Origin of the sequence: Blautia sp. HCP3S3_G3, from assembly GCF_052063365.1 — a bacterium.
In the GTDB taxonomy this organism is placed as follows: Bacteria; Bacillota; Clostridia; order Lachnospirales; family Lachnospiraceae; genus Blautia_A.
The window spans coordinates 100,373-122,805 of record NZ_JBQHXR010000007.1 but is presented as its reverse complement, the minus strand read 5'-3'; the positions used below and the strand labels follow the sequence as shown (position 1 = coordinate 122,805).

The following is a 22,433-nucleotide window of genomic DNA, read 5'->3' as shown; positions in this document are numbered from 1 at the left end:
TTAGAGAGTTAGCTCTTTTTCTGATATGGGAATTTGCATCTCCGGAGCATTAAGTAGTGCTGTGAAATTCTGTCTAATGATATTCAGTGTCTTCTGCTTTTTCTGCAATTCTTGTTTTTCCCGGACAGTAGCAGCTTGTTCAGATTCAAGATTTTCTATCCTATTCTGGATTTTATTAGAGCTTGGGATTTTGGTAACACCGAGATCCTGAAGCTCTTTTTTTAGTGAATCGTGCAGTTGGTATTCTGCTTGATGTTTGGTTCGGTATGCTTTTGGATTTTTAGCAGATTTGCAATCTTCAATCACTTTTCGGCAGAGACGGTAAGAATCACAGTGTTTTTGAATGATTTTCTGTGTGCTCAGCTCACTGTTGATTTGCGTTATTCTTTGATCAGCCGCTTTAACAGAAGCATCAACATCAGAAACATGCTGTTGGAAATCTTCATAATTCAGCAGGTTATTTTCGGAAAGATAGTTGAAGGTGCGTGCCGCTTCTTTCAGGTTATTTAGTTTTGCCCATCGTTCAAATCCTTCTCGATTGCCGGTCGTAACATAAGTGGAGATATTGATATACAGGCGAGCTTCTCTGGACAGATGCCTTGGAGCTTTTATTTTGTTACGGTTTTTTGCCAAACGGATGCGGACATTTTCTTCTGAATAATAGCTTCCAAGAGATTTCATATAAGTGAAGTTTTTCTGTTCCGGTGCACGGAAGGACAGGTGTTTTCCCTGTCGGACTTCATATCCGGCTAACTGCATTTTTTGTAAAAATTCCTCATAGTTGATGGAAGTCCAGATTGCTTTATCAACTGCAACACGTAGCTTGGCTTTCCAGCTGGTGCCACGATGATATTCCATGTTCTCCTTATAACTTTTGCCTTTTTCTCCGGTTGGCATACTGGTGGCAAGTCCATTTTCATGGCAGATACGATTACTGATCCGGCAGATTTTATGGTAGCTCCGCTTATTGGAAACATACTTGTGATGATCAACAAAACTTGCTGCATTAAAGATGATGTGGTTATGGATATGATTTTTATCAACATGGGTGCTTATCACATATTCATATTTTCCTTTCAGTACTTCGTTTGCAAATTGTTGCCCTAAGCGATGGGCAGTTTCGGCATCAACTTCTCCAGGTTTAAATGACTGGATCAGATGAAATGCCAGGTTATCACCTTTGTCCATTCCATTCTTTTTTGCCATTTCTCTTGTCATAGAAAATTCAAGATCTGCAGTTTCCGGGGAACAGCCAAAACTGGAAACTAACAGTTTTTCTTCTGTTTTATCTGGATTCGTGATGTAGTCCAGAGCTTTCTTGTCTGTTACTTTAATTGGGAAGATCTTAAGATACGCCATAATTCTTTCACCATCTCTTTTAATTCTTGCTTTTCTTCCGGATACAGATCACCGGTGCTGTTTACTTTTTTGGCAATCTGATTAATATTCACACCGATCTTATGCATTTCCTCATACTGTTTCTTCAGTGGAGTGGTATCGGTGTTGACGATGTAACCGTCGATTGCCATTTTACGAAGATAAGCTCCCATATTTTTTGTCTTTGATTCAATCATCTTTCTACGAATAAGCTTTTTTTCTTCTGGGGAAACACAAAACAAAATCTGTATATTTCTTTTTCTCTTTGCCATAGGCAGATTCTCCTTTCTTTGGTTCTTCGAAGTAGTGACTTCTGTGTTTTTAATTTAGGGCAGGGTTCCCTAAATTGCTGGTTTTCCGGAAGTGTATATACACTTCCTGTCCTTGCTATTTACCGGTGGCACAGCCGCCGGAAGAGAGTCTTAAAAAAGAACCCTCTATAAATAAGGTACTGAGAGAAGAAAAAGAGGACATCGAAGCTCAGAAGTATGACGCAAGCATGATTCTGTGGTATAGTAAAATCTGAATGAAAAAGAAGAAAAGAGGTCAAACCGATGTCACGGAAAAACCATAAGATGATAGATGGGAGATTACTGCAAACGAATAAGAAGTATTCCCAGTTAAAAATGAAGCAGAAAGAAAAGATTGCGGAATGGATGTTTCAGGCAACCAGAGATTATTATATGAAAAAATGTACTTTTCCGAGTGACAAACATCTGGAAGAAGTGGTGGATTCTGTTTATGAAAAAATTGAAGATGCAGAAATCTGGATTCCGTATGGAGAGGTCTTCAAGCATTATAAATCCAAACGATCGGATATCAACAAACGTGTCAGAAAATCTCTGAATGAAAAAGAAGAGAGTCAGATTGAGAAGGTCTGTTTTATGAATATGTGTATGATTCAGGATCATAAAGGGAATGTACTGGCTCTGGATAAAGTAAATGATAGCTATACCGGTACAACTTTTCCAGGCGGTCACGTAGAAGCAAATGAGATTTTTCAGAAATCTATGATTCGGGAAGTCTGGGAAGAAACAGGACTTACGGTTGAAGCACCGAAGCTTGGAGGATTATATCATTGGCATAAGAGCGGAGTGCACTATGTTATTACCTTGTATAAAGCGGATAAGTTTACCGGAGAATTAAAGAGTTCTGAGGAAGGAAGAGTTTATTGGATTCCGCTGGAAGAGTTAAAAACAAAAGAACTTGCTACAGGTATGGAACACGTTTTGCGGATTCTGGAATCAGAGAAGGTGGACGAGTGCTATATGCATCTGGAAGCAGATGGATATGTGGGAGACTTGTATTAAAGAATTACATGAGAAATGGCTGCCTGCTCATTGGAGAAAAGACAGCCATTCTTTATAAGATACATCATTCATCTATTCTGTTTTTTGCGGTTCGTTTTTGGAAGTGAAATTAATATATTTGGCACGTTGTAAAATTGAAATAACTGCATCAATGCTTTCAGGATTGGAGAAGCTCATGATAAAAGGTTCTTCTTTAAATTCCATGGGTTCGAACCCAGGATTCTGATCTGGATTCTTGAGTATATGGATGGGACGTGCACTCTGATTATAAAATGCCAGTTGTGCGGAATCTGTAGTGTTACCGATGACACCAATGCCTACATCCCCTTTTCCAAAGTCTATTCTATGTTTATTTAAGTTGATCATTTTCAAAAATCTCCTTTTTCAAAAATAGCATATTTAGTAATTTTCTATTATTCCCGAAGTAGGGATATCTTTTAAAAAGTCACTGTTGGAAGTAATCGGAGAATCTACAATCTGAACGCCGCTTCGTTTCATCATTCGGAATTTGAAATCAAGAAGTTCCGGTGGAACTTTCAGTTCTGCGGCAGCCTGGAAAAAGGACATATCGGCGTTAAGCATCTCCAGTACATCTTCATCTTCCAGAAGATAATCAGCGGCAAAGCAATTCGCTTCATATTCACATTGTGATACTCCATCGAATAATTCAAAATCATGAAAACACTTGATCTGAAGGGTTTTCTGATGAAGGAGTGCGTGACCGATCTCGTGGATCAGGATAATCTGCTGTATGATTTCCGGCAGGTCGCAGTTAATGACGATGCAGGTCTTTCGACATTCCCGCATACAGAAGCCTTTGCAACAGTTTGGATCAGTTCCAAGCGGAAGCTTCTTAACAATAATATGCATAGCGGCTGCAAGGCGGTACGGATCACTTTCCTGATATTTTGTTTTTACTTTACTAACAGTGTCTCTTATACATTTTGAACTCATAAAAACACCTCGATATTTCATAAGATAGTTTGCTGCAAGTATAGAGTAGCAAAAGTGCTGTACGAAAATACGGACACCTATGAATCCCTTTCCGTTTCAGTGTTTTTCTTTTTCCGTCCAAATGTCTTTTTGGCTTCCATCTTACAGGAAAGATATGCTTTGGTTACAGCCTGATAGAAAGCATCTTTTGCTTCTTCATCGAGTTCGCCACCAGCAAAAAGAGCACGGTTGGCTTCGAGAATCTCATTGATGTCCCTGGCACCTTTTTCACCAAGCTGTCCATTGACTTCATCAATATAATCCATTTTTTCAATTCCATAAGAAGGATCTGTGATCTCATCATGTTTTAAATAATCATAAGAGACATTTAATGCATGAGCGAGCTTTCTCATAGTAGAGATTCGTGCGATTGTGCCGGAACTTTCATAAGCTGCGATTGCACGCTGGGATACGCCGACCAGTTCTGCAAGTTCTTTCTGTGTCAGATGATTTTGTTCTCGTTGAAATTTAATCTTGTCTGAAAAATTCATAGTGGGATCCTTTCCAAGTTTTTGAAATCGTAACTTCATCAACTTCATAAAAACTATTGACAGAGTTCATTATCACGTATAGAATACAAACAAACGTTCGTGAAGTTAGTAGAAATTATAATTCAAAAACTTCACAAAGTCAATATGAAGCAAAGAAGTTTTATTACGATTTTTAGACTGGTAGGTGAATGTTATGAGCAGGACAATTCTTCATTCAGATATGAATTGCTTTTACGCAAGTGTTGAGATGCTGCATCATCCGGAACTTGCCGGAAAGCCGATGGCAGTTGGGGGCGATCCGGAAGCAAGACATGGAATTGTGCTGACTGCGAATTATATTGCAAAGCGAGCCGGAGTAAAAACAGGTATGGCATTGTGGCAGGCAAGGCAGGTTTGCCCGGAAATAATTTTTGTACCGCCTCGCATGGATCTTTATTTGAGGTTTTCCAGAATGGCACAGGAGATTTACAGTGAATACACAGATCAGAGAGAACCATTTGGGATTGATGAAAGCTGGCTGGATGTGACCGCCAGTACTTCTATCAAGGGAGATGGAATGAAGATTGCAAAAGAGATCAGCAGTCGGATTAAATATGAACTGGGTGTTACCGTAAGTATTGGTGTTTCCTGGAATAAGATATTTGCAAAGCTCGGTTCTGATTATAAAAAGCCGGATGCCATTACAGAGTTTTCCAAAGACAATTACAAGGATATTGCATGGAAACTTCCAGTAGGAGATTTACTCATGGTTGGAAGAAGCACTGAACGGACGATGAAGAAACTTGGCATTTGTACGATTGGCGATCTGGCAGGGGCAGAACCTTCTATATTAGAAACATATCTTGGAAAGATGGGATTGGTACTTCATACCTTTGCAAATGGATGGGATAAGACTCCAGTTTCAGTAGAAGGATATAGAGCACCAATCAAATCTATCGGGAACAGCACAACAACACCAAGAGATCTTGTTAGTGAATTGGATGTGAAGATTATTTTGATGGCGCTTTCAGAAAGTGTAGGAGCCAGGTTGCGTGAAAATGGTTTTCAATGCAGGACAGTAGAAATCTCGATTCGGGATAATGGACTGTACCATTTCACGAGACAGTGCAAGTTGGACAGGGCAAGTAATCTTACAGAAGAAATTGCCAGAACTGCATTTGAGTTATTTCAGAAAAATTATAACTGGGAACATCCGATTCGTAGTCTTGGTGTTCGAGGATGTGATCTGGTGTCTGAAGAGATGCCTTATCAGCTTGATTTATTTATGGATGAAACAAAAAGAGAAAAAATCAAAAAGATGGACCAGGTGGCAGATGAGATCCGTGGAAGATTTGGTTATCAGAGTATTCAGAGAGCATTTATGTATCAGGATAAGATACTGGCACAGCTGAATGCTAAGGAACACACGGTTCATCCACAAGCATATTTTCATGGATAGGAGAGAGCAGGTGTTTTGTAATGACAGCTAAAGTGTATGTAGATGTCCTGGCGGTATTCAGCCGGGAAGGAGAATTGATCCCTACAGCGTTTGTCTGGGAAGATGGACGTAAGTATGCGATTGATAAGGTTTCAAAACCGGAGCGTTGTGCCAGTCGAAAAGCTGGCGGAACCGGATATCGTTATACCTGTCAGGTGGGCGGGAAAATCTGTCATCTGACTTATGAAGAAAATTATAAATGGTTTATGGAACGTAAATAACGGTGCCCTAAAAGGGAGCCCTGAATCAGGGCCCCCTTTGGAGAGATAGATATTCGATGAGAACATCAGCAGTCGGGGATACATCCTTTCCCGTGAGAACCGATTGCTTTCAATAGATCATACAGTTGCCGGTCAGCCAGAAATAGAAGCTATCCCACAGCAGATATTTCTGCGGAATCTGCATGAAGAGATGTTAGGACAGTGACAGACTGTGAATGGAATAAACAATACAATGATTGGTCTGGCTGCGGAAGCGGTCGGGAAGGAGGACAATTATGCAGAGAATACAGGATATGTTTATCAATATGGAAGAAGTGGCAGAGGATGCTTATAAGAATACGGAATTATTGTTGAGTCAGTATACCAAGGTAATGTTCCGTATTGAGAAGAATCTTGTGGATATAGATTATGAAATGTATGCAGAAGAAGGGAAGCATCTGAAGGAAATGTTATATGATCTGGTAGATTTCGATGCGACTGCAGAGAAACGCAGAATCCAGGAAAAGCTTCTAAATAATGATATGAATCTCTGTTTGCTGGAAATCATGAGAGATTCCCTGATAGCTTTGAGGGATTATCCGAAGAATGGACAGCTGTATTATCGGCTTTTGAAATATAGATATTTTGAAGCAGGAAATACCAATGAAGATGTGATGCTGATGCTGGATGATATGCCAAGTACCACTTATTATCGAAACCGTAAGAAAGCAATCCGTTTGTATGCAACAATGCTCTGGGCATTTACACGTCCGGAAAAGATACAGAATAAGATGGAGGAAATAAACTGGAAGAAAAGTGGGAGTAAAGTGGCAGTGAACTGACAGTAAACTGGCATGTGAATGGCATTACAATGAAAATACATGCATGTTAGAATTGATATGCTGAGAGAAATAGACCTTCGCAGACGTAATGTTTGCGGAGGTTTTTCTTTTCTCAAATTTTAAGGCGTCAGGCTGTGCCCGGAAGGGCATGGCCTTTTTTTATACCCAAAAAACAGGTTGCAGATTTGAAAAAGCTTCCTTTTTAACAGGTAGATGCCGGAAAGGAAGAGCATATCAAGATGCAGGGAAGAGGCAGACATTATGCCAGATATCCATGATTTCCGATTTGTCACAAATCAACAAAAACGACAAATCGGAGGAACAATCATGGAAGAAAGAAAATACACATTTTACGACAGATATCAGAAGGTGAAATACGCTAATATTACAGCAGAAGAGCTGGAAGTTCTTAATATTTCTTATAATAAGGAACATTATATGTTCGATCAGCAGCATCAGAGAAATAATACAGTATTATTTTGTGGATTAGAATCAGAAAACAGTTGTGCGACAGACTTTATCGCAGATGATGGACGTGACATTGCATCAGATATCACAACAGAGATCTTCTTCAAAGAACTCTTCAGTGATCTGACAGAGAAGGAAAAGAAAATCGTGAGCGATTATTTTATTATGGGAAAACAAGTTAAGGAAACAGCAGCGGAACTGGGCATCAGCACACGTCAGGTGAGTAGAGACAAGAACAGTGCTTTGGCAAAAATGTTAAAGAGAATGAAAGCAGCTGGATATGAATCATATGCTGAGGCGGCAGGTGCATTTCTGCAGGAAAGCGATTATATTCCAACACAGATGGAGACGCAGAATTCTATTATGAAGAAAAGGACCGGAGAAGTGAGACTGCCATCAGATCATAAGATGAAAAAATAAATTCTTAAAAAACAAATCATGATAATAATGTGATGATATCACAGAAAACAAATAAAATTCAGATTATAATAAAGCCATAAAAGAAAAAACGAGGAGGACTGTAAAATGTCTGCTATTAATATCAATAAAAATAATTTTCAGAATGAAATAATGGATTCCGAGAAAACCGTTCTTTTAGACTTTTGGGCTCCTTGGTGTGCTCCTTGCCGCATGGTAGTACCTATTGTAGAGGAGATTGCAAGTGAGCGTAGAGATATTAAAGTTGGAAAGATTAATGTAGATGAAGAGCCTGAACTGGCAAATAAGTTCAGTATTATGAGCATTCCGACTTTAGTGGTTATGAAGAATGGGAAGATTGTACAGCAGGTTTCAGGGGCGAGACCTAAGAATGCGATTTTAGAAATGCTTTAAGGAGGTGCGCTAATGGGCTTTTTTGATTTCTTTAAACAGGCGAATATTAATCAAGGAATAGAGGAATATAAAAGGACTGCCGGTGCAGTTCTGCTGGATGTACGTACTCCGCAGGAATATCAGGAAGGGCATATACCAGAAAGTAAAAATGTGCCGTTACAACAACTTAACAATATTGTTTCAGTAGTGAAGAATACAGAAATACCGCTGTTTGTATACTGTTATTCCGGAGCCCGAAGTCGTCAAGCAACTGGGATGTTGCAACGAATGGGATATTCTAAAGTAAATAATATTGGTGGCATTGCTGCTTATTCAGGAAAGGTGGAAAAATAAGATGAAGGTAATAATCGTAGGCGGTGTAGCCGGAGGAGCTACAGCTGCAGCAAGAATACGAAGATTGGATGAACATGCAGAAATTACTGTGTTTGAAAGATCTGGATACATATCCTATGCGAATTGTGGGCTTCCATATTATATTGGAGACGTGATCACAGACCCGGAAGAACTTACACTACAGACACCAGAGAGTTTTTTTAAACGCTTCCGTATTAACATGAAAATTCATCATGAAGTTATTTCCATACATCCGGAACGTAAAACGGTTTCAGTGAAAAATTTAGAGAATGATGAGATATTTGAAGAAAACTATGATAAGCTGATCCTCTCTCCGGGGGCAAAGCCAACACAGCCAAGACTTCCCGGAGTAGGTATTGATAAACTTTTTACACTTCGTACTGTAGAAGACACTTTTCGGATAAAGGAATATATAAATAAGAATCATCCAAAATCGGCTGTATTGGCAGGTGGCGGTTTTATTGGTCTGGAACTGGCAGAAAATTTGAGGGAGCTTGGCATGGATGTTACGATTGTCCAGCGGCCTAAGCAGCTGATGAACCCTTTTGACCCGGATATGGCATCCATGATCCATAATGAAATGAGAAAGTATGGGATAAAACTGGTACTGGGCTATACAGTAGAAGGATTTAAAGAAAAAGACAACGGAGTGGAGGTTCTGTTGAAAGATAATCCATCCCTTCAGGCTGATATGGTGGTGCTGGCAATCGGAGTTACACCAGACACAGCATTAGCAAAAGAAGCTGGTCTGGAACTTGGCATCAAGGGAAGTATTGTAGTGAATGACAGAATGGAAACTTCTGTACCGGATATTTATGCAGCAGGTGATGCCGTTCAGGTAAAACATTATGTTACGGGTGATGATGCGCTGATCTCTTTGGCCGGACCAGCCAATAAACAGGGAAGGATCATTGCTGATAATATTTGCGGCGGTGATAGCCGTTATCTGGGCAGTCAGGGAAGCTCCGTTATCAAAGTATTTGATATAACAGCAGCCACTACAGGTATCAATGAAACAAATGCTAAAAAGTCAGGATTAGAGGTAGATACAGTAATTCTTTCTCCTATGAGTCATGCCGGTTACTATCCAGGTGGAAAAGTGATGACCATGAAGGTGGTTTTTGAAAAGGATACGTATCGCTTGCTTGGTGCTCAGATTATAGGATATGAAGGCGTTGATAAACGTATCGATGTGCTTGCAACAGCAATCCATGCAGGGCTGAAGGCAACTCAGCTGAAAGATCTGGATCTTGCATATGCACCGCCATACTCCTCTGCCAAGGATCCTGTAAATATGGCAGGATTCATGATAGACAATATAGCAAAAGGTACCTTAAAACAATGGCATCTGGAAGATATGGATAAGATTTCTAAAGATAAAAGTGTTGTATTGCTGGATGTGAGAACTGTAGGTGAATTTAACAGGGGGCATATGGATGGATTCAAAAATATTCCTGTAGATGAACTGAGGGAACGCATCAATGAAATTGAGAAAGGAAAGCCTGTTTATCTGATATGCCAGAGTGGGCTGCGAAGTTATATTGCCAGTCGTATTCTGGAAGGAAATGGATATGAAACATACAACTTCTCCGGCGGATTCCGCTTCTATGATGTAGTGGTTAATGACCGTGTACTGATCGAAAGGTCATATGTATGTGGTATGGATTATTAGAAATAAACAAAATATTTTACGATTTTCACGTAGTATAAAAGGATTCCCCCATTTATTAGAATGACTTTCATAATTCTGATAAATGGAGGATTCTTTAGATGTTATAGAAAAACAGGTTTATGATCTTTGTAGTGTTTCCAGTTTTTTCGAATCAAGGATGGTGATTTTGCCGCGTGAGAGTTTGACGAGACCTTCGCCTTGAAAGTATCGAAGCATTCGAGTGATAACTTCCCTGTGGGAACCAAGATGGTTGGCGATAGTTTCGTGAGTAATTTTTAATTCATTTGTTTCTTCGATAGAGGTCTCTTCTAAAAGAAATGAAGCAACTCGCTTATCCAAACTCTTCCACATGATCTGTTCAATCAGCCACATGACATCAGAAAAACGGGTAGCCATTAACTCATTGGTATAGTTTGCGACGGGAGCCGATTCCTTCATGATGTCCTTATAGATTTCAGCAGGGATGATCCAAAGATCAGTATCTTTTTCTGCTTCAATGGTTACTTCAAATTGAATGGACTGCATGATACATGAGGCGGATAAAAGACACATATCCATATCGAACAAACGGTAAAGTGTAATTTCCCGTCCTTCATCTGAAAGTATGTAAGTTCGAAGCTGCCCGGATTTAACCAGTAATAATCCAGTACAATCCAGGTTTCCGTTGTGAATGATCGTTCCTTTTTTTACATCCCGTGTAATCAAATTGTCTGAAATTACTTTTTTCTGTACTGTATTTAAGTCATTCCATAGTGGAAAATAATTTTCGAAGCTCATAACAGTTATCTCCTTTACGAACATAGTATACTTACTTTTTTAAGATGCGTCAATTACATAATTGACATATGCCATAAATAAAAATATACTGACTATAGTACATGACTGTTGTGAATATGAGGGAGGGATAAATAATGCAGGGAGATGTCAGTTTTACATTTTTGGACCGAATCGAAGAAGTAGAACTGAATATTGTAGATAGACGATGGCAGTCTGCACTGGCATTGGCATTGACTTTGCCAGATATTTGCGGAGGTATTGCTTTCCCGGAAATTGTTAAACATTATCGAGATGGCCGGGTTATGCTGGATCGGAAAAAGAATCCGACCCGTGATGTGGGAACCCAGTATATTCGCTGGTTTGATGAATATGCAGGGGACTACTTTAAACTATCTCAATTCGATGAAAAGCCATATATTTGCGGAGAACGCTGTTGGCAGCTTCGATGTGAATATCTTCATCAAAATAAAGGATTTTTGAATGATGAAAATAATATACGCTTTCATCTTGGACTAAACTGTGGAATGTCAGTTTGTCAGTTGGACAGTATGAACATACAGGAGAACGGAAACGATATTCGTATAGACATAGAACAGTTTTGTCTGAGGATGTGCAAGGCAGCAAAGAGTTATTATGATAAAGTTCATTTGGAAAAAGACTTTAGTCTCTATAATACACCAGTTTTGGATTTTATTCAGGTAACACAAAAAAAGAAAGCTGCTTCTATTATTGCGCTGGTCTGTGGCAGTGAACGTTATGCAAAAGGATTAAAAGAAGCATTGCAGTTTATTTCAGAGCAGATCATGCTGTTTTATACACCGGAAAGCGCTAAAACAAAATTAGACAGACATAAGCCGGATCTTTGGATTGTTACCGAAGATATGACGAGCCAACCGAATCAGCCATGGCGTGCGGACAGGACAACACCTGTAATTTTAATCACAGGCAATCCTGATGCTGTTGAAATTAAAAAGAATTCAGGAAAACTAACTGTTCTTTCTATGCCATTATCAATAGTTGATTTGCGGAAAACCGTCGAAATATATGTGTCGTGAGGAGAAGTTTATGCTGTACATAATACTATTATTTGTAATTGTATATTTGATGATGCTTATGCGGAGACAGAAAGAAAAGATGAGTGAAATTAAAATACAAATAGATCAACTGCAAGCACAACATGATCGATTGCAGAAAGAAAGGGATCAGTTACAAGAACGGATGAATCATCTGGAAGAGCAACGAGAACACTTGCAAATGCAAACAGACCAGGCATTTCGGAGTGCTGATGAAATCGAGAAAATTTGCGATGAGATATGGCATCATGCTAATACCATTCACCTTTACTCTTCGTTAGCTGAAGAAGAAAGCAAATCTATAACAATGAAAGAAAAACAAAAAGAAATTATTCGAACAACTGAGGAAATTCTAAACATCATATATAAATATAAAGGTAATGTATAATAAAAATATGTCATTGTAATGATTAGCGTTCAAGGTAAATTCTTATGTAATAATATCACAGAAGGATTTACCTTTTTCAGGTACAATAGAGATACAAAATTTGAAAGGGGAACAAAGCATTGGCAAAAAGAGTGGCAAGTGTCGATAAAAAAAGATGTGTTGCCTGCGGAGTATGTGAAAATACTTGTCCGCTGGCAGCGGCCAAGGTTTACCATGGATGTTATGCTGTGGTAGAAGAAACAGTGTGTGTAGGATGTGGAAAATGTGCAAAGTCCTGTCCGGCAGGTTGTATTGAAATGAAAGAGAGGACAGCGATGTGAAGAAAAAGAAACATTGGTATGATTATTTATGGATATGGGCAATCCTTTATTTTGCTCTCGGTTTTTTTAGTATTTTGTTCGCTTGGTTTGGGATGATTGATTTCCTGTTGCCGTTAGGAATAGCAATATTCGGTGGAAATAAATTTTTCTGTAATCATTTGTGTGGACGTGGCCAGCTTTTTAGTAAGCTTGGTGGAGATTTAAAATGCTCAAGAAATAAACCAACCCCGCGATGGATGAGTTCAAAATGGTTCCGATACGGCTTTTTGATATTTTTCCTTACAATGTTTGGAAATATGGTATTTCAGACATATTTAGTTGGTGCCGGAGCATCATCCTTGCGTGAAATCATCAAATTATTCTGGACCTTCCGTGTTCCGTGGGGATGGACATACACTGCCGGAACAGTAGCTGATTGGGTGGCACAGTTTAGTTTTGGACTTTATAGTTTGATGCTTACATCTTTGTTGTTAGGGTTGATCGTAATGGTGTTATATAAGCCACGAACCTGGTGTACATTTTGTCCAATGGGAACAATGACGCAGGGTATCTGTAAATTAAAAAATAATGAAAAGAAGTAATACTATAAGGCGATTTATAAAAGGCATATGTCAAAAACATTATTGACATATGCCTTTTATAGGACTATTATATAAGAAAAGCGAGAAAGGAGCAGTTTATGCCGAGACCAGTAAAATGCAGAAAAGTCTGTCATTTCCCCAATGTTTTAGAATTTCTTCCGGCAGACGATACTGACAAAAAAACACCCATTGTTCTGACGGTAGATGAGTACGAGACAATCCGTCTTTTGGACAAGAAAGGTTATAGTCAGGAGCAGTGTGCAGTATCTATGCAGATTGCAAGAACAACAGTTCAACGGATTTACGAGATTGCTAGGAAGAAAATAGCAGATGCACTCATTGATGGGCATCCGCTTAGAATCGAGGGCGGGGATTTCAGAATTTGTGACGGTCAGAGTAGCGACTGCAGCTTTGGAGGATGTTACAACCAGGAAATTTACAAAAAATATGCAGCAGAAAAAGGAGAAGGTATCATGAGAATAGCAGTAACATATGAAAATGGACAGATTTTCCAGCACTTTGGACACACAGAGACATTTAAGATTTACGATGTAGAGGAAGGAAAAGTAGTACATTCAGAAGTAGTAGATACGAATGGAAGCGGACATGGTGCGTTGGCAGGAGTTCTTAATGCCTTAAATGCCGATGTCTTGATCTGCGGCGGAATCGGAGGAGGTGCCCAGACCGCATTAGCGGCAGCAGGCATCAAGCTTTTCGGAGGAGTTTCCGGAGATGCGGATGAAGCAGTAGAAGCTTTTATCAATGAAACACTTGAGTATAATCCGGATGTGAAATGTTCTCATCACGAGCACAACAACGGGGAAGGACATACATGTGGCGAGCATGGATGTGGAAGCCACAGTTGTCATTAAGAAGTGAGATTGCCATCGGATCATAAGATGAAAAAATAAAAGGTATTGATCTATAAAGAGGGAAGGGAACCCGCATCATCAAATTTGCTTGTGATGTCGGGTTCTCTTTTTATTTGCATAATGATATACTTTTATTGTGGTTAGAAAAATAAAGCATGTACAAAACTCATAGGAGAAAGATGTATACTTATGACAACATTTGGTGATAAAATTAGGAAGTTGCGAAAAGAGAAAAAAATGACTCAACAAAAGCTGGGTGATATGGTGGGCGTTTCTCATAGAACAATTCGATCTTGGGAAGTTGAAGGACGATATCCGAAGCAGAGTAGTTTATATCAAAAACTGGCAGATGCATTTCAGTGTCAGGTTTCTTATCTTATGAATGATAATGAAACCGTGTGCTTGGGTAATGATGAGCCAAGTGAATATGCTGGTGCTAAACAGGCAAGGCAGATTCTTGAACAGGTAGCTGCTTTATTTGCCAGTGGAACTATGACCAATGAGGACAAAACTATTTTCATGGATGAGATGACGAGACTTTATCTGGCATCAAAAAAGAACAGAAGAAAATGGTAAGAAGAAATGAACTGTTTTGTTTTCTTGCTTGATAGAAAAGAAGAATAGAACGTATAATAGTGTTAATGATCCAGAGAAGATTGCTCTGGAAATAGAATTATTCGTACCAGTGGTGCGAGTATAGAGTAGGAGTGAAAGAATGGTAGAAGATACTATGTTTTCCGGGGAATCGAAAAATATTGAGTACAAGGTATCCTTACCTGATAAAAGTGAAAAGTACATGAAGACAATCGTAGCTTTTGCCAATACACAAGGTGGCAAGCTGATTGTTGGAGTAGATGATAAAACACACCAGATTGTTGGTGTGGAAAATGATGTGTTGTTTCAGCTGATGGATGGAATTGCCAATGCAGTTTCTGATTCCTGTGTGCCACAGATCATTCCTGATATTGAGCCACAGACAGTAGACGGGAAAACGGTCATTGTTGTATCAGTAGAAGCTGGAAAGAACAGACCGTATTATCTAAAATCAAAGGGAAAAGATAATGGCACTTATATCCGTGTAGCAGGTACATCAAGACAGGCATTTCCGGAGAAGATAAAAGAACTGGAAATGGAAGGGGCCAGAATCTCATGGGATGAGCTTACTTGTGTGGGTTATCCTGTTTCAGAGGAAGCAACAGAGAAACTTTGTCAGGATATTGAAAAGTTCCGGAAGAAAGCAGGAATGTCAGAACATTCTGTAAAGAAAGAGCAGCTGATAAACTGGAAAATTTTGAAGCAGAGCGAGGGACAGCTTCTGGCAACGAATGCCTATGCGTTGCTGACATCAGATTATTTTTCATTCTCCAAAACACAATGTGCGGTATTCAAGGGAACAGATCGTGCAATGTTTCTGGATAAGAGAGAATTTACAGGACCAATCTATACACAAATCGAAGAAGCAGTAGATTTTGTATTGAGAAATATTCGGCTTGGAGCAACAATTGACGGATTGGTGCGAAAAGAGAAATATGAGTTACCACCGGAAGCAATCAGGGAAATGATTATTAATGCCCATTGTCACCGCAACCTATTAGATGAATCCTGTATTCAGGTCGCAGTTTATGATGACAGATTGGAGGTGACATCTCCGGGTGGATTATATAACGGATTAACTTATGAGGAAGTCATGAATGGTCATTCGAAGATCAGGAATAAAGGCATTGCCAATATATTCAGTCAGATGGGACTTGTAGAGGCATGGGGAAGCGGAATAAAAAGAATCCTTAATGCTGCAGAAGAGTATGGACTTCCAAAGCCGAGATTTCAGGAATTTGATAATATGTTTCGGGTAGAGTTGTTCCGAGTCAATCCAATAACTGACCAAGCTAACCAAGCTACTAACCAAGCTAACCAAGATTTAGAGAGATTAGACCAAGTGGAAGATGAAAATGTACTGAGTGAGAAAGAAATAGAAATTCTGAATCTTGTACGTATGCAACCTTCAATCACGCAGAAAGAAATGGCTAATGCGTTAGATTGGAATCTTGCTAGTGTGAAGTATTATATAACCAAATTGAAGGAAAAGAATTATCTGAAGAGGCAGGGAAGTAGCCAAAAAGGGAAATGGGTGATATTAACAAAACGAGATTGACACTTGTATCAATTCGTGTTAAACTATGAAATGTAAGGAGGAGAGAAAGATGCCTAGAAAACCATCATTAGACGGCAAAGATTCTAGTCTGAGAATTAGGATGTCACCAGAGCAAAAAGAAAAGCTAGTATCTTATGCAGAGAGACATTATCAGACTATGAGTAATGTAATATTCCAGGCGTTGGACATTCTTTACGCAAGAGAAGAACAACAAAATAATAAAGAGTAAAATGGAGTTATTTTGGAGTTTATTTCTTCATAAGCGGTGCGAAAAACACAAAAACAGAACGCACGTTCGAAATATAAACCTCTAATAACAGCCTTTGCGTGTCATGAAACGCAGTCCGCAAAGGAGTTTGAGTAAACCGAAATGCTTTAAGAATCCAGTATTTATGCGGGCTTGCGGCACTTCAAGAAGTCTTTTGATAACAAATTGATAACAGTTGCATGTGAGCCATTGTTCTTGTAATCCAGTGGTTTTAGGGTTAGAGAATGATTGACAGGTGGTTGTGCAACTAATAAATCCATATTTATCTAAAAAGCCCTTAGCTGTGGGTAAAAATTCATAGCTAAGGGCTTTTTGACGTCTTTATTTATCCGGCTTGAGGTGGTCTTGGAACATTTCGACCAGAGGGTCGCTAAGTGCCTGTGACGGAACTTTTGCCCATGTTTGCGAGGTATCAAACTCTGGGTAATGGTAACGCCACTTATCATATTCGTCCTTGCTGATTTCTTCAGAAGATAGCTTGTCGGCCTGCTCTTTCCAGGCATACAGCATTTTCCGGAGTTCGTGAGCGTCTTTGCCTTTGGAAGTATCGACTTTCAGACAGATTGCTCTGTCTGATGATTCACTGACAGTCAGACCGTACAAATCTTCAAGGGTAAACAAAGTGTGCATCAGTCCAATATAACTGTCAATGTCAGGCACATCGAGGGCATGAGGGAAAACATCAAGAGCCTGTGCCAGTGCGGCAGTAAGTTCCGCTTTCGGTTTTCTTGTTCCTGTTTCGTATTGTGCTAAACGTACATCGGCACTTCGCTCAGGAAAGCCGACAATTGTACCAAGATATTTTTGTGCCATTCCACGCAAAATGCGGAAAAAATGTTTTCTCTCTCCAATATTTAAAAGGATTGTGTTTGGAGCGGGGGATTGAGGTAGAAACAAGTGTCGGAGACACTTTTTTATATCGGTAATATTGAACAACAGTGATGAAGGTTTGCCCTGATTCGCAGGTTTGATGCCAATCTACTTGCTTTAGAAATTGTTGCACCGGTAACAGTGATGATAGAGATTGCAGACAGGGAGCCTGACAGGACGGACGAAATGTGGACGCAGATAGGTGCGCATCTGCGATCACCTTTGACGGCAGCAGAGTAAAGAATGAGGATTCCTATCAGTTGGACATCAAAACCATGAACTGCACAGACACCCACACTCTGGAGTTGGGACAGGGCGACACGATCAAAATTCAATTTGAGACGGTGAAGGGCAATCTGTCCATGAAGATTACGGCGCCGGACGGAACTGTGCTTTACCAGGGAGACGGAACAGTGAAGGAATTTACCGTGGAGGCTCCTATGGACGGCGCCTATCCCATCGTCATTGTGGGGCAGAAGGCAAAGGGCAGCATACATATTGATGTGGAAAGAGTCCCAGAAGCTGTGGAGCCGGAGGTGACACAGGAACTGGAGCTTGAGCCTGAGCCGGATTCTGTGACTTTGACAGCGGATGATCTGGTGGGCCCATGGCATTTGGCAGATGATGAAAAAGACAATGCCACCGCTATTGAAGCAATCTCCAGTGCTATAGAGTAAACCGGAAAACTCCGTCTCCAATGCCTCAGTTATCATACATATTTCGAAATTCTGTAGGTGTGCACTGGTTCATTTGTTTGAACATCCTGAGAAATGCAGACAGACTGGAGAAACCGGACTGAAGTGCCACATCTGTTACAGCCATCTGAGGATCCAGCAGAAGTGTCTTAGCGTAGGCAATACGTTTCTGATTCAGATATTTATAAAAAGAAGTATCGGTATACTGCTTGAACAGCCTGGAAAAATGAAACTTACTGAATCCGGCCAGATTTGCTGCATCCTCCAGAGTCAGATTTTCTGCAAAATGTTCATTGATATAATCTGTGATAAAAATAAATTTTTCTACATATTCTTTTTGACGGGAACTGGTCAGATCTTTCTGCTTCTGGGTGAAGGTTTTATGGCTTCTGCCTATACACACCAGTATTTCCAGAAATTTGGAAAAGATGGCGGCTTCTGCATAGTGCGAAGCATTAAAATATTCTTCTTTAATATCCAGCATAAGCTGATGAACTCTTTCATGAATCAGAGGATATTCCTCCGGCGTAATAAGCAGGGCCGGGCTTATGATAGAGGTAAGAAGATTCAGCTCTTTAATGGAAATTTTATTTAATCCCGGCTGGAAAATAATACGTTCCCCTGTTTCCGGAGCAAAAAGCTCATGAATCATGCAGGGACAGATGACCAGGATATCTTTTTCACGCAGATGATAGTCCTTTTCGCCGCATACAACCCGGTAAGAATTGACAGTGGGCATGATGATTTCAAAGGAAGTATGCCAGTGGGGCGGATAATTTTCATATTCATCATTATAGTAGAGGCAGATCTGGGTATCTGTGCGATAATCTACGGTCTCGTGAATACCGGTCAGATTTTTAATCATGAAGCATTCTCCTTTTTGAAAATGATGTACGATTATGGTGTGTCGAATTATTGCTTTTTGAGTGTAAAAAATTGCTTCTTGTTCTACTTTTAATATATCAAGAAAATATGCGATATGCAAGGAATAACTGGTGAAAAATACATCGTTGCGTCTATGAGAATATGATGCGATGAGAAAAAGTGCATAAAAATGTATAATATTTATTGTGAAAATTGAACATATTGTTCTTGAGACGATAAAAAAATAGCAAGAATTGATAGTTACAAGGCAATAATTACAGAGAAAAAAAGAATAGTCTTTGATATAGTTAAATTATCAGATAACAAGCAAATAAAATAAAAGAAGGAGGTTCATTATGAACAAAAAAAGATTACTTTCTGTATTATTGTCAGCAGCTATGGTGGCCGGAACTATGACCATGGCTGTACCGGTAGCAGCAGAAGAAACAGAAGAAATTACATGGATGTTCTGGGATGATCTGGAAGCTACAGAGGATCTTATTTCCAAGGGCTATAAAGAGGTCATTGATCGTTTTAACACTGAGTATGAAGGACAGTATCATGTAACTCCGATCACAACCAATCTGGAAGAATATGATGGAAAACTGAATGCGCTGATCGCAGCCGGACAGACACCGGATGTTTATATCTGTAATCCTGGCCCGAATATGGACGTATATGTAAATGCAGGAGCAGCAGCAGATCTGACCGATATTCTTCAGAATCAGGAAGCAGACTGGTATGCAAGCTTCACAGATGGCATTTTTGAGAGAATGACATATGATGGAAAGATTATGGCGGTTCCGACCAACTTTGCAGCAGCCTGTGTTTACTATAATACAGAAATGTTTGCAGCAGCAGGTGTGGAAGTTCCTGCAACCTATGATGAACTGCTTGAAGTGTGCCAGAAACTCCAGGAGGCAGGTTATACTCCGATTTCCTGCTCCGCAGGTACTGCATGGTGTCTCTCTATGATCGCAGGTTATCTGTGCGACCGTCAGGGTGTTGATTTACAGGCAATTGCAGATCATACAGCAAACTGGACAGATGAGAATTGTATAGCAGCAGGCGAAAAATTAAAAGAGCTTTCCCAGTATTTCCAGCCGACAGCAGCAGGTGATTCCAATGATCAGGCTACAGCAGCTTTCTATAATGGTGAAGCAGCAATGCTTGTTCAGGGTTCCTGGGCTATTGCACAGATTAACGGCAACAATCCTGAATTTGAGGAAAAATGTGGTGTATTCCAGTTCCCTGGAATCGAAGGCGCAAACGATCCGAACCGTATGATCGTTAAGACAGACAACCTGTTAATGAGCTCCACAACAGAACATCAGGATGCAGCGATTGCATTAATGAAGATGTTTACAGATGAGACAGCTCAGAAATACACTGCAGAGGTTGGAGGTAAATTCCCGATCATCAAAGATCTGGAAATCAACTATGACAAAGCTCCGGCACAGTTAAAATATGTTCAGGATATTATGGCAAATGCTACAGGCACATTTGGATTCTATAATGAATCTCTTGTATCTGTAGAGGCAGGCGACTGCTTTGACAATGCTATGGTAGATATTTTCCTTGGAAATCAGACTCCAGAGGAAGCCTTCCAGACTGTTCAGACATTCTATGAAGATAATGTCTGGGAATAACAGAAATTAATTGATTCAGGACGGCTGCTGTGGAACAGGCATGTTCTGCAGCAGCTGTATTATATTTTGTCATAGTACATTGCTCGGCATTTTTCTATGGCAAAATAAAAAGAAAGATGTACAACAATAGACGGAAGGAGAGATTGTTATGGATAAAATTTTACGAGACAAAAAAGCCATATGTATTTTTGTAGCGCCAGCTTTGGCTATGTTTGTTCTGGTGCTGGTCATCCCCGTTATCCAGATGCTTTATTATTCATTATGCGATTATGCGGCTTTGACACCGCCTTCATTTGTGGGCCTGGCAAATTATAAAAAATTGTTTTTTAAAGATTCTACATTTAGAATTGCTCTGAAAAACTCGATTTTCTTTATGATTTTTTCAGCAGTTACGCAGCAGGTAATCGGACTTTTGCTGGCAGTTATGCTGACCAATATTCCCAAAGGACGAAATCTGTTTAAAAATATTTATTATTTGCCCTGTGTGCTGTCTTCTGCAGCATTAGGTCTTCTGTGGGCATTTTTGTTTAATCCTAAAATCGGTATCAACAATCTTCTTGCAAAATTTGGTATTGAAGGACCTTTATGGTTAATGGAATCCAAAGGATTTATTGTACTTCCTATGTGGGTTATCGCATTTGTGGCTCTCTGGCAGTATGTAGGACAGAATATGATGCTTTATATGGCACAGATTACAGGAATTTCCCGTGATGTGTATGAAGCTTCTTATATAGATGGTGCATCCAAGGTAAAAGCGTTTCGTTATATTACCCTGCCTCTTATTAAACCGATGGTGATTACTTCTCTTTCCCTGAATTGTATCGGTTCTCTGAAGTTCTTCGATCTGGTTTATAATATGACTCAGGGCGGACCGAACCACCGTACCGAGGTGCTTGCAACAGAACTTTACGCAGAAGGCTTTAATTACTTTAAATATGGTTACGCCAGTGCCATTTCTGTTGTGCTTCTGGTAATGTGCCTTGTGGTTACGCTTCTTGTGAAAAAAGTAATTAAAGTAGAAACATACGAAAGTTAGGAGGGGAGAAGATGAGTAAGACTGTGGTAAAATCGAATAAAAATAATATCAAACCCATTACTATGGTAATCTACATTTTTCTGATCATACTGGCAGTGATTTATCTGGCTCCGCTTCTCTGGATGTTGTCTGTATCTTTAAAAGATAATGCAGGAGTGATGGCCGCTCCGTTTGCTCTGCCGGAAGTATTTCATTTTGAAAACTATGTACAGGCATGGACACTTGGAAAACTGGGACAGGCTCTGATAAACTCTGTGCTGGTCTGTGGTGTTACATTGATCGTCAGCATGTTTTTTGGAGCAATGGCAGCTTTTGCAATTGCGAGAATGCGTTGGAAATTTTCAGAAGCAATGCATACGTTTTTCCTGATCGGTATGATGGTGCCTGTACATTGTATTCTGATTCCGCTTTTTGTGCGTTTTGCAAAACTGGGGTTAACAAATTCAAGATTTGGATTAATGATACCCTATATTACTTTTTCACTTCCGATGACTATTTTCCTGCTTACCGGATTTTTTAAGAGTATGCCGGGAGAACTTTTTGAGGCGGCTGCCATTGACGGCTGCGGAATTTACGGATGCTTTTTCAGGATTGCGCTTCCTTTGTGCAGAACCGGATTTTTCGTATCAGGTCTGATGACTTTCATTGGAAACTGGAATGAACTTCTTCTTGCAATGGTATTTATTTCCGACCCTATGAAAAAGACATTGCCTGTTACTCTGACTTACTTTGTTGGCCCTTACGCAACAAACTATGTACAGATGTTTGCAGCGATTATTATCGCTATTGCGCCTACGGTCATCGTGTATTGTATGTTCAGCAACCAGATTGTAGAAGGTCTGACTACAGGAGCAGTAAAAGGATGATAAAAGA

Annotated in this window: 28 protein-coding genes; 20 read left to right on the top strand and 8 right to left on the bottom strand. The window is 39.7% G+C overall.

The genetic code is table 11. From position 1 onward, the window contains the following. Together ACTNEW_RS08985 and ACTNEW_RS08980 are read right to left on the bottom strand one after the other, a co-directional pair. Positions 1-1,359: a relaxase/mobilization nuclease domain-containing protein gene (locus tag ACTNEW_RS08985; RefSeq protein WP_026650134.1), complete on the bottom strand. Its 1,359-nt coding sequence runs from the start codon at positions 1,357-1,359 to the stop codon at positions 1-3. Beyond that, positions 1,326-1,649, bottom strand: a complete 324-nt coding sequence (locus ACTNEW_RS08980) for a MobC family plasmid mobilization relaxosome protein (RefSeq protein WP_026650133.1) — start codon at positions 1,647-1,649, stop codon at positions 1,326-1,328. Before ACTNEW_RS08980 ends, ACTNEW_RS08985 begins: the two co-directional genes overlap by 34 nt. A gap of 282 nt (positions 1,650-1,931) precedes the next feature. Here ACTNEW_RS08980 and ACTNEW_RS08975 point away from each other — a divergent pair, with 282 nt between their 5' ends. After that, positions 1,932-2,687: an 8-oxo-dGTP diphosphatase gene (locus ACTNEW_RS08975; RefSeq protein WP_049946956.1), complete on the top strand. Its 756-nt coding sequence runs from the start codon at positions 1,932-1,934 to the stop codon at positions 2,685-2,687. Positions 2,688-2,759: 72 nt separating this feature from the next. On the opposite strand, the gene ACTNEW_RS08970 is transcribed toward ACTNEW_RS08975, so the two are convergent. From ACTNEW_RS08970 to ACTNEW_RS08960, 3 genes are all read right to left on the bottom strand, one after another. Continuing rightward, positions 2,760-3,053 (bottom strand): hypothetical protein, encoded by a 294-nt coding sequence (locus ACTNEW_RS08970; protein WP_026650130.1) that lies wholly within the window; start codon positions 3,051-3,053, stop codon positions 2,760-2,762. A gap of 33 nt (positions 3,054-3,086) precedes the next feature. Then, a complete protein-coding gene (locus ACTNEW_RS08965; protein WP_055257522.1) occupies positions 3,087-3,641 on the bottom strand; it encodes an ImmA/IrrE family metallo-endopeptidase in 555 nt (184 codons plus the stop codon). Positions 3,642-3,718: 77 nt separating this feature from the next. Then, positions 3,719-4,171 carry a helix-turn-helix domain-containing protein gene (locus ACTNEW_RS08960; protein ID WP_055054213.1) on the bottom strand — a complete coding sequence of 151 codons (453 nt, stop codon included), beginning with the start codon at positions 4,169-4,171 and terminating at the stop codon, positions 3,719-3,721. Between the two features lie 193 nt (positions 4,172-4,364). On the opposite strand from ACTNEW_RS08960, the gene dinB reads away from it, so the two are divergent. From dinB to ACTNEW_RS08925, 7 genes are all read left to right on the top strand, one after another. Next, complete coding sequence (gene dinB / locus ACTNEW_RS08955) at positions 4,365-5,609, top strand: DNA polymerase IV (protein ID WP_055054212.1); 1,245 nt, start codon at positions 4,365-4,367, stop codon at positions 5,607-5,609. A 20-nt stretch (positions 5,610-5,629) separates the two neighbouring features. After that, on the top strand, positions 5,630-5,869 hold the full coding sequence (locus ACTNEW_RS08950; RefSeq protein ID WP_026650126.1) for a hypothetical protein: 240 nt from the start codon (positions 5,630-5,632) through the stop codon (positions 5,867-5,869). Positions 5,870-6,144: 275 nt separating this feature from the next. After that, positions 6,145-6,690, top strand: a complete 546-nt coding sequence (locus ACTNEW_RS08945; protein WP_026650125.1) for a hypothetical protein — start codon at positions 6,145-6,147, stop codon at positions 6,688-6,690. Between the two features lie 327 nt (positions 6,691-7,017). Then, positions 7,018-7,578 carry a sigma factor-like helix-turn-helix DNA-binding protein gene (locus ACTNEW_RS08940; RefSeq protein WP_165484114.1) on the top strand — a complete coding sequence of 187 codons (561 nt, stop codon included), beginning with the start codon at positions 7,018-7,020 and terminating at the stop codon, positions 7,576-7,578. Positions 7,579-7,683: 105 nt separating this feature from the next. Beyond that, positions 7,684-7,989, top strand: a complete 306-nt coding sequence (gene trxA, locus ACTNEW_RS08935; protein ID WP_055054210.1) for a thioredoxin — start codon at positions 7,684-7,686, stop codon at positions 7,987-7,989. A gap of 12 nt (positions 7,990-8,001) precedes the next feature. Then, on the top strand, positions 8,002-8,322 hold the full coding sequence (locus ACTNEW_RS08930) for a rhodanese-like domain-containing protein (protein WP_055054209.1): 321 nt from the start codon (positions 8,002-8,004) through the stop codon (positions 8,320-8,322). Between the two features lies 1 nt (position 8,323). After that, the gene (locus ACTNEW_RS08925) at positions 8,324-10,015 is read left to right on the top strand and encodes an FAD-dependent oxidoreductase (protein WP_055054208.1); all 1,692 of its coding nucleotides are present in this window, start codon (positions 8,324-8,326) and stop codon (positions 10,013-10,015) included. Between the two features lie 117 nt (positions 10,016-10,132). Here ACTNEW_RS08925 and ACTNEW_RS08920 read toward each other — a convergent pair whose 3' ends face one another. Then, on the bottom strand, positions 10,133-10,792 hold the full coding sequence (locus ACTNEW_RS08920) for a Crp/Fnr family transcriptional regulator (RefSeq protein WP_227036148.1): 660 nt from the start codon (positions 10,790-10,792) through the stop codon (positions 10,133-10,135). Between the two features lie 134 nt (positions 10,793-10,926). Here ACTNEW_RS08920 and ACTNEW_RS08915 point away from each other — a divergent pair, with 134 nt between their 5' ends. From ACTNEW_RS08915 to ACTNEW_RS08880, 8 genes are all read left to right on the top strand, one after another. Beyond that, on the top strand, positions 10,927-11,847 hold the full coding sequence (locus ACTNEW_RS08915) for a hypothetical protein (protein WP_055257524.1): 921 nt from the start codon (positions 10,927-10,929) through the stop codon (positions 11,845-11,847). A gap of 79 nt (positions 11,848-11,926) precedes the next feature. Next, positions 11,927-12,253, top strand: coding sequence for a hypothetical protein (locus tag ACTNEW_RS08910; RefSeq protein ID WP_227036149.1), 327 nt, complete (start codon positions 11,927-11,929; stop codon positions 12,251-12,253). 119 nt (positions 12,254-12,372) lie between these two features. After that, a complete protein-coding gene (locus tag ACTNEW_RS08905) occupies positions 12,373-12,573 on the top strand; it encodes a 4Fe-4S binding protein (RefSeq protein WP_028086469.1) in 201 nt (66 codons plus the stop codon). Beyond that, positions 12,570-13,154: a 4Fe-4S binding protein gene (locus tag ACTNEW_RS08900; RefSeq protein WP_055257528.1), complete on the top strand. Its 585-nt coding sequence runs from the start codon at positions 12,570-12,572 to the stop codon at positions 13,152-13,154. Before ACTNEW_RS08905 ends, ACTNEW_RS08900 begins: the two co-directional genes overlap by 4 nt. A gap of 98 nt (positions 13,155-13,252) precedes the next feature. Next, positions 13,253-14,026 carry a NifB/NifX family molybdenum-iron cluster-binding protein gene (locus ACTNEW_RS08895; protein WP_441060084.1) on the top strand — a complete coding sequence of 258 codons (774 nt, stop codon included), beginning with the start codon at positions 13,253-13,255 and terminating at the stop codon, positions 14,024-14,026. A gap of 189 nt (positions 14,027-14,215) precedes the next feature. Further along, entirely contained in the window at positions 14,216-14,602 is a 387-nt protein-coding gene (locus tag ACTNEW_RS08890; protein WP_044924454.1) for a helix-turn-helix domain-containing protein, read from the top strand. A gap of 139 nt (positions 14,603-14,741) precedes the next feature. Continuing rightward, positions 14,742-16,178, top strand: a complete 1,437-nt coding sequence (locus ACTNEW_RS08885; protein WP_073106959.1) for an AlbA family DNA-binding domain-containing protein — start codon at positions 14,742-14,744, stop codon at positions 16,176-16,178. A gap of 49 nt (positions 16,179-16,227) precedes the next feature. Next, complete coding sequence (locus tag ACTNEW_RS08880) at positions 16,228-16,407, top strand: hypothetical protein (protein WP_008705291.1); 180 nt, start codon at positions 16,228-16,230, stop codon at positions 16,405-16,407. A gap of 360 nt (positions 16,408-16,767) precedes the next feature. Here the strand turns inward: ACTNEW_RS08880 and ACTNEW_RS08875 are convergent, their stop codons facing one another. Beyond that, positions 16,768-17,259 carry a helix-turn-helix domain-containing protein gene (locus ACTNEW_RS08875; protein ID WP_441060082.1) on the bottom strand — a complete coding sequence of 164 codons (492 nt, stop codon included), beginning with the start codon at positions 17,257-17,259 and terminating at the stop codon, positions 16,768-16,770. 245 nt (positions 17,260-17,504) lie between these two features. Here ACTNEW_RS08875 and ACTNEW_RS08870 point away from each other — a divergent pair, with 245 nt between their 5' ends. After that, positions 17,505-17,993, top strand: a complete 489-nt coding sequence (locus ACTNEW_RS08870) for a hypothetical protein (protein WP_441060080.1) — start codon at positions 17,505-17,507, stop codon at positions 17,991-17,993. A gap of 25 nt (positions 17,994-18,018) precedes the next feature. On the opposite strand, the gene ACTNEW_RS08865 is transcribed toward ACTNEW_RS08870, so the two are convergent. Beyond that, entirely contained in the window at positions 18,019-18,876 is an 858-nt protein-coding gene (locus ACTNEW_RS08865; protein ID WP_441060078.1) for an AraC family transcriptional regulator, read from the bottom strand. Between the two features lie 355 nt (positions 18,877-19,231). On the opposite strand from ACTNEW_RS08865, the gene ACTNEW_RS08860 reads away from it, so the two are divergent. The 3 genes from ACTNEW_RS08860 (at position 19,232) to ACTNEW_RS08850 (ending at position 22,426) form a co-directional block, all read left to right on the top strand. After that, positions 19,232-20,524 (top strand): ABC transporter substrate-binding protein, encoded by a 1,293-nt coding sequence (locus ACTNEW_RS08860; protein WP_441060076.1) that lies wholly within the window; start codon positions 19,232-19,234, stop codon positions 20,522-20,524. 148 nt (positions 20,525-20,672) lie between these two features. After that, on the top strand, positions 20,673-21,560 hold the full coding sequence (locus ACTNEW_RS08855; RefSeq protein WP_441060074.1) for a carbohydrate ABC transporter permease: 888 nt from the start codon (positions 20,673-20,675) through the stop codon (positions 21,558-21,560). 11 nt (positions 21,561-21,571) lie between these two features. Then, positions 21,572-22,426: a carbohydrate ABC transporter permease gene (locus tag ACTNEW_RS08850; RefSeq protein WP_441060072.1), complete on the top strand. Its 855-nt coding sequence runs from the start codon at positions 21,572-21,574 to the stop codon at positions 22,424-22,426. Positions 22,427-22,433: the final 7 nt, after the last annotated feature.

Excerpts from the sequence above, each read along its gene's own strand:
- ACTNEW_RS08910 (WP_227036149.1), top strand. The coding sequence starts at position 11,927 with ATGAGTGAAATTAAAATACAAATAGATCAACTGCAAGCACAACATGAT.
- ACTNEW_RS08885 (WP_073106959.1), top strand. The coding sequence starts at position 14,742 with ATGGTAGAAGATACTATGTTTTCCGGGGAATCGAAAAATATTGAGTAC.
- ACTNEW_RS08920 (WP_227036148.1), bottom strand. The coding sequence starts at position 10,792 with ATGAGCTTCGAAAATTATTTTCCACTATGGAATGACTTAAATACAGTA.
- ACTNEW_RS08890 (WP_044924454.1), top strand. The coding sequence starts at position 14,216 with ATGACAACATTTGGTGATAAAATTAGGAAGTTGCGAAAAGAGAAAAAA.
- ACTNEW_RS08980 (WP_026650133.1), bottom strand. The coding sequence starts at position 1,649 with ATGGCAAAGAGAAAAAGAAATATACAGATTTTGTTTTGTGTTTCCCCA.
- ACTNEW_RS08865 (WP_441060078.1), bottom strand. The coding sequence starts at position 18,876 with ATGATTAAAAATCTGACCGGTATTCACGAGACCGTAGATTATCGCACA.
- ACTNEW_RS08915 (WP_055257524.1), top strand. The coding sequence starts at position 10,927 with ATGCAGGGAGATGTCAGTTTTACATTTTTGGACCGAATCGAAGAAGTA.
- ACTNEW_RS08945 (WP_026650125.1), top strand. The coding sequence starts at position 6,145 with ATGCAGAGAATACAGGATATGTTTATCAATATGGAAGAAGTGGCAGAG.
- dinB (WP_055054212.1), top strand. The coding sequence starts at position 4,365 with ATGAGCAGGACAATTCTTCATTCAGATATGAATTGCTTTTACGCAAGT.
- ACTNEW_RS08940 (WP_165484114.1), top strand. The coding sequence starts at position 7,018 with ATGGAAGAAAGAAAATACACATTTTACGACAGATATCAGAAGGTGAAA.
- ACTNEW_RS08855 (WP_441060074.1), top strand. The coding sequence starts at position 20,673 with ATGGATAAAATTTTACGAGACAAAAAAGCCATATGTATTTTTGTAGCG.
- ACTNEW_RS08930 (WP_055054209.1), top strand. The coding sequence starts at position 8,002 with ATGGGCTTTTTTGATTTCTTTAAACAGGCGAATATTAATCAAGGAATA.
- ACTNEW_RS08965 (WP_055257522.1), bottom strand. The coding sequence starts at position 3,641 with ATGAGTTCAAAATGTATAAGAGACACTGTTAGTAAAGTAAAAACAAAA.
- ACTNEW_RS08880 (WP_008705291.1), top strand. The coding sequence starts at position 16,228 with ATGCCTAGAAAACCATCATTAGACGGCAAAGATTCTAGTCTGAGAATT.
- ACTNEW_RS08985 (WP_026650134.1), bottom strand. The coding sequence starts at position 1,359 with ATGGCGTATCTTAAGATCTTCCCAATTAAAGTAACAGACAAGAAAGCT.
- ACTNEW_RS08895 (WP_441060084.1), top strand. The coding sequence starts at position 13,253 with ATGCCGAGACCAGTAAAATGCAGAAAAGTCTGTCATTTCCCCAATGTT.
- ACTNEW_RS08925 (WP_055054208.1), top strand. The coding sequence starts at position 8,324 with ATGAAGGTAATAATCGTAGGCGGTGTAGCCGGAGGAGCTACAGCTGCA.
- trxA (WP_055054210.1), top strand. The coding sequence starts at position 7,684 with ATGTCTGCTATTAATATCAATAAAAATAATTTTCAGAATGAAATAATG.
- ACTNEW_RS08850 (WP_441060072.1), top strand. The coding sequence starts at position 21,572 with ATGAGTAAGACTGTGGTAAAATCGAATAAAAATAATATCAAACCCATT.
- ACTNEW_RS08975 (WP_049946956.1), top strand. The coding sequence starts at position 1,932 with ATGTCACGGAAAAACCATAAGATGATAGATGGGAGATTACTGCAAACG.
- ACTNEW_RS08960 (WP_055054213.1), bottom strand. The coding sequence starts at position 4,171 with ATGAATTTTTCAGACAAGATTAAATTTCAACGAGAACAAAATCATCTG.
- ACTNEW_RS08875 (WP_441060082.1), bottom strand. The coding sequence starts at position 17,259 with ATGGCACAAAAATATCTTGGTACAATTGTCGGCTTTCCTGAGCGAAGT.
- ACTNEW_RS08860 (WP_441060076.1), top strand. The coding sequence starts at position 19,232 with ATGAACAAAAAAAGATTACTTTCTGTATTATTGTCAGCAGCTATGGTG.
- ACTNEW_RS08970 (WP_026650130.1), bottom strand. The coding sequence starts at position 3,053 with ATGATCAACTTAAATAAACATAGAATAGACTTTGGAAAAGGGGATGTA.
- ACTNEW_RS08950 (WP_026650126.1), top strand. The coding sequence starts at position 5,630 with ATGACAGCTAAAGTGTATGTAGATGTCCTGGCGGTATTCAGCCGGGAA.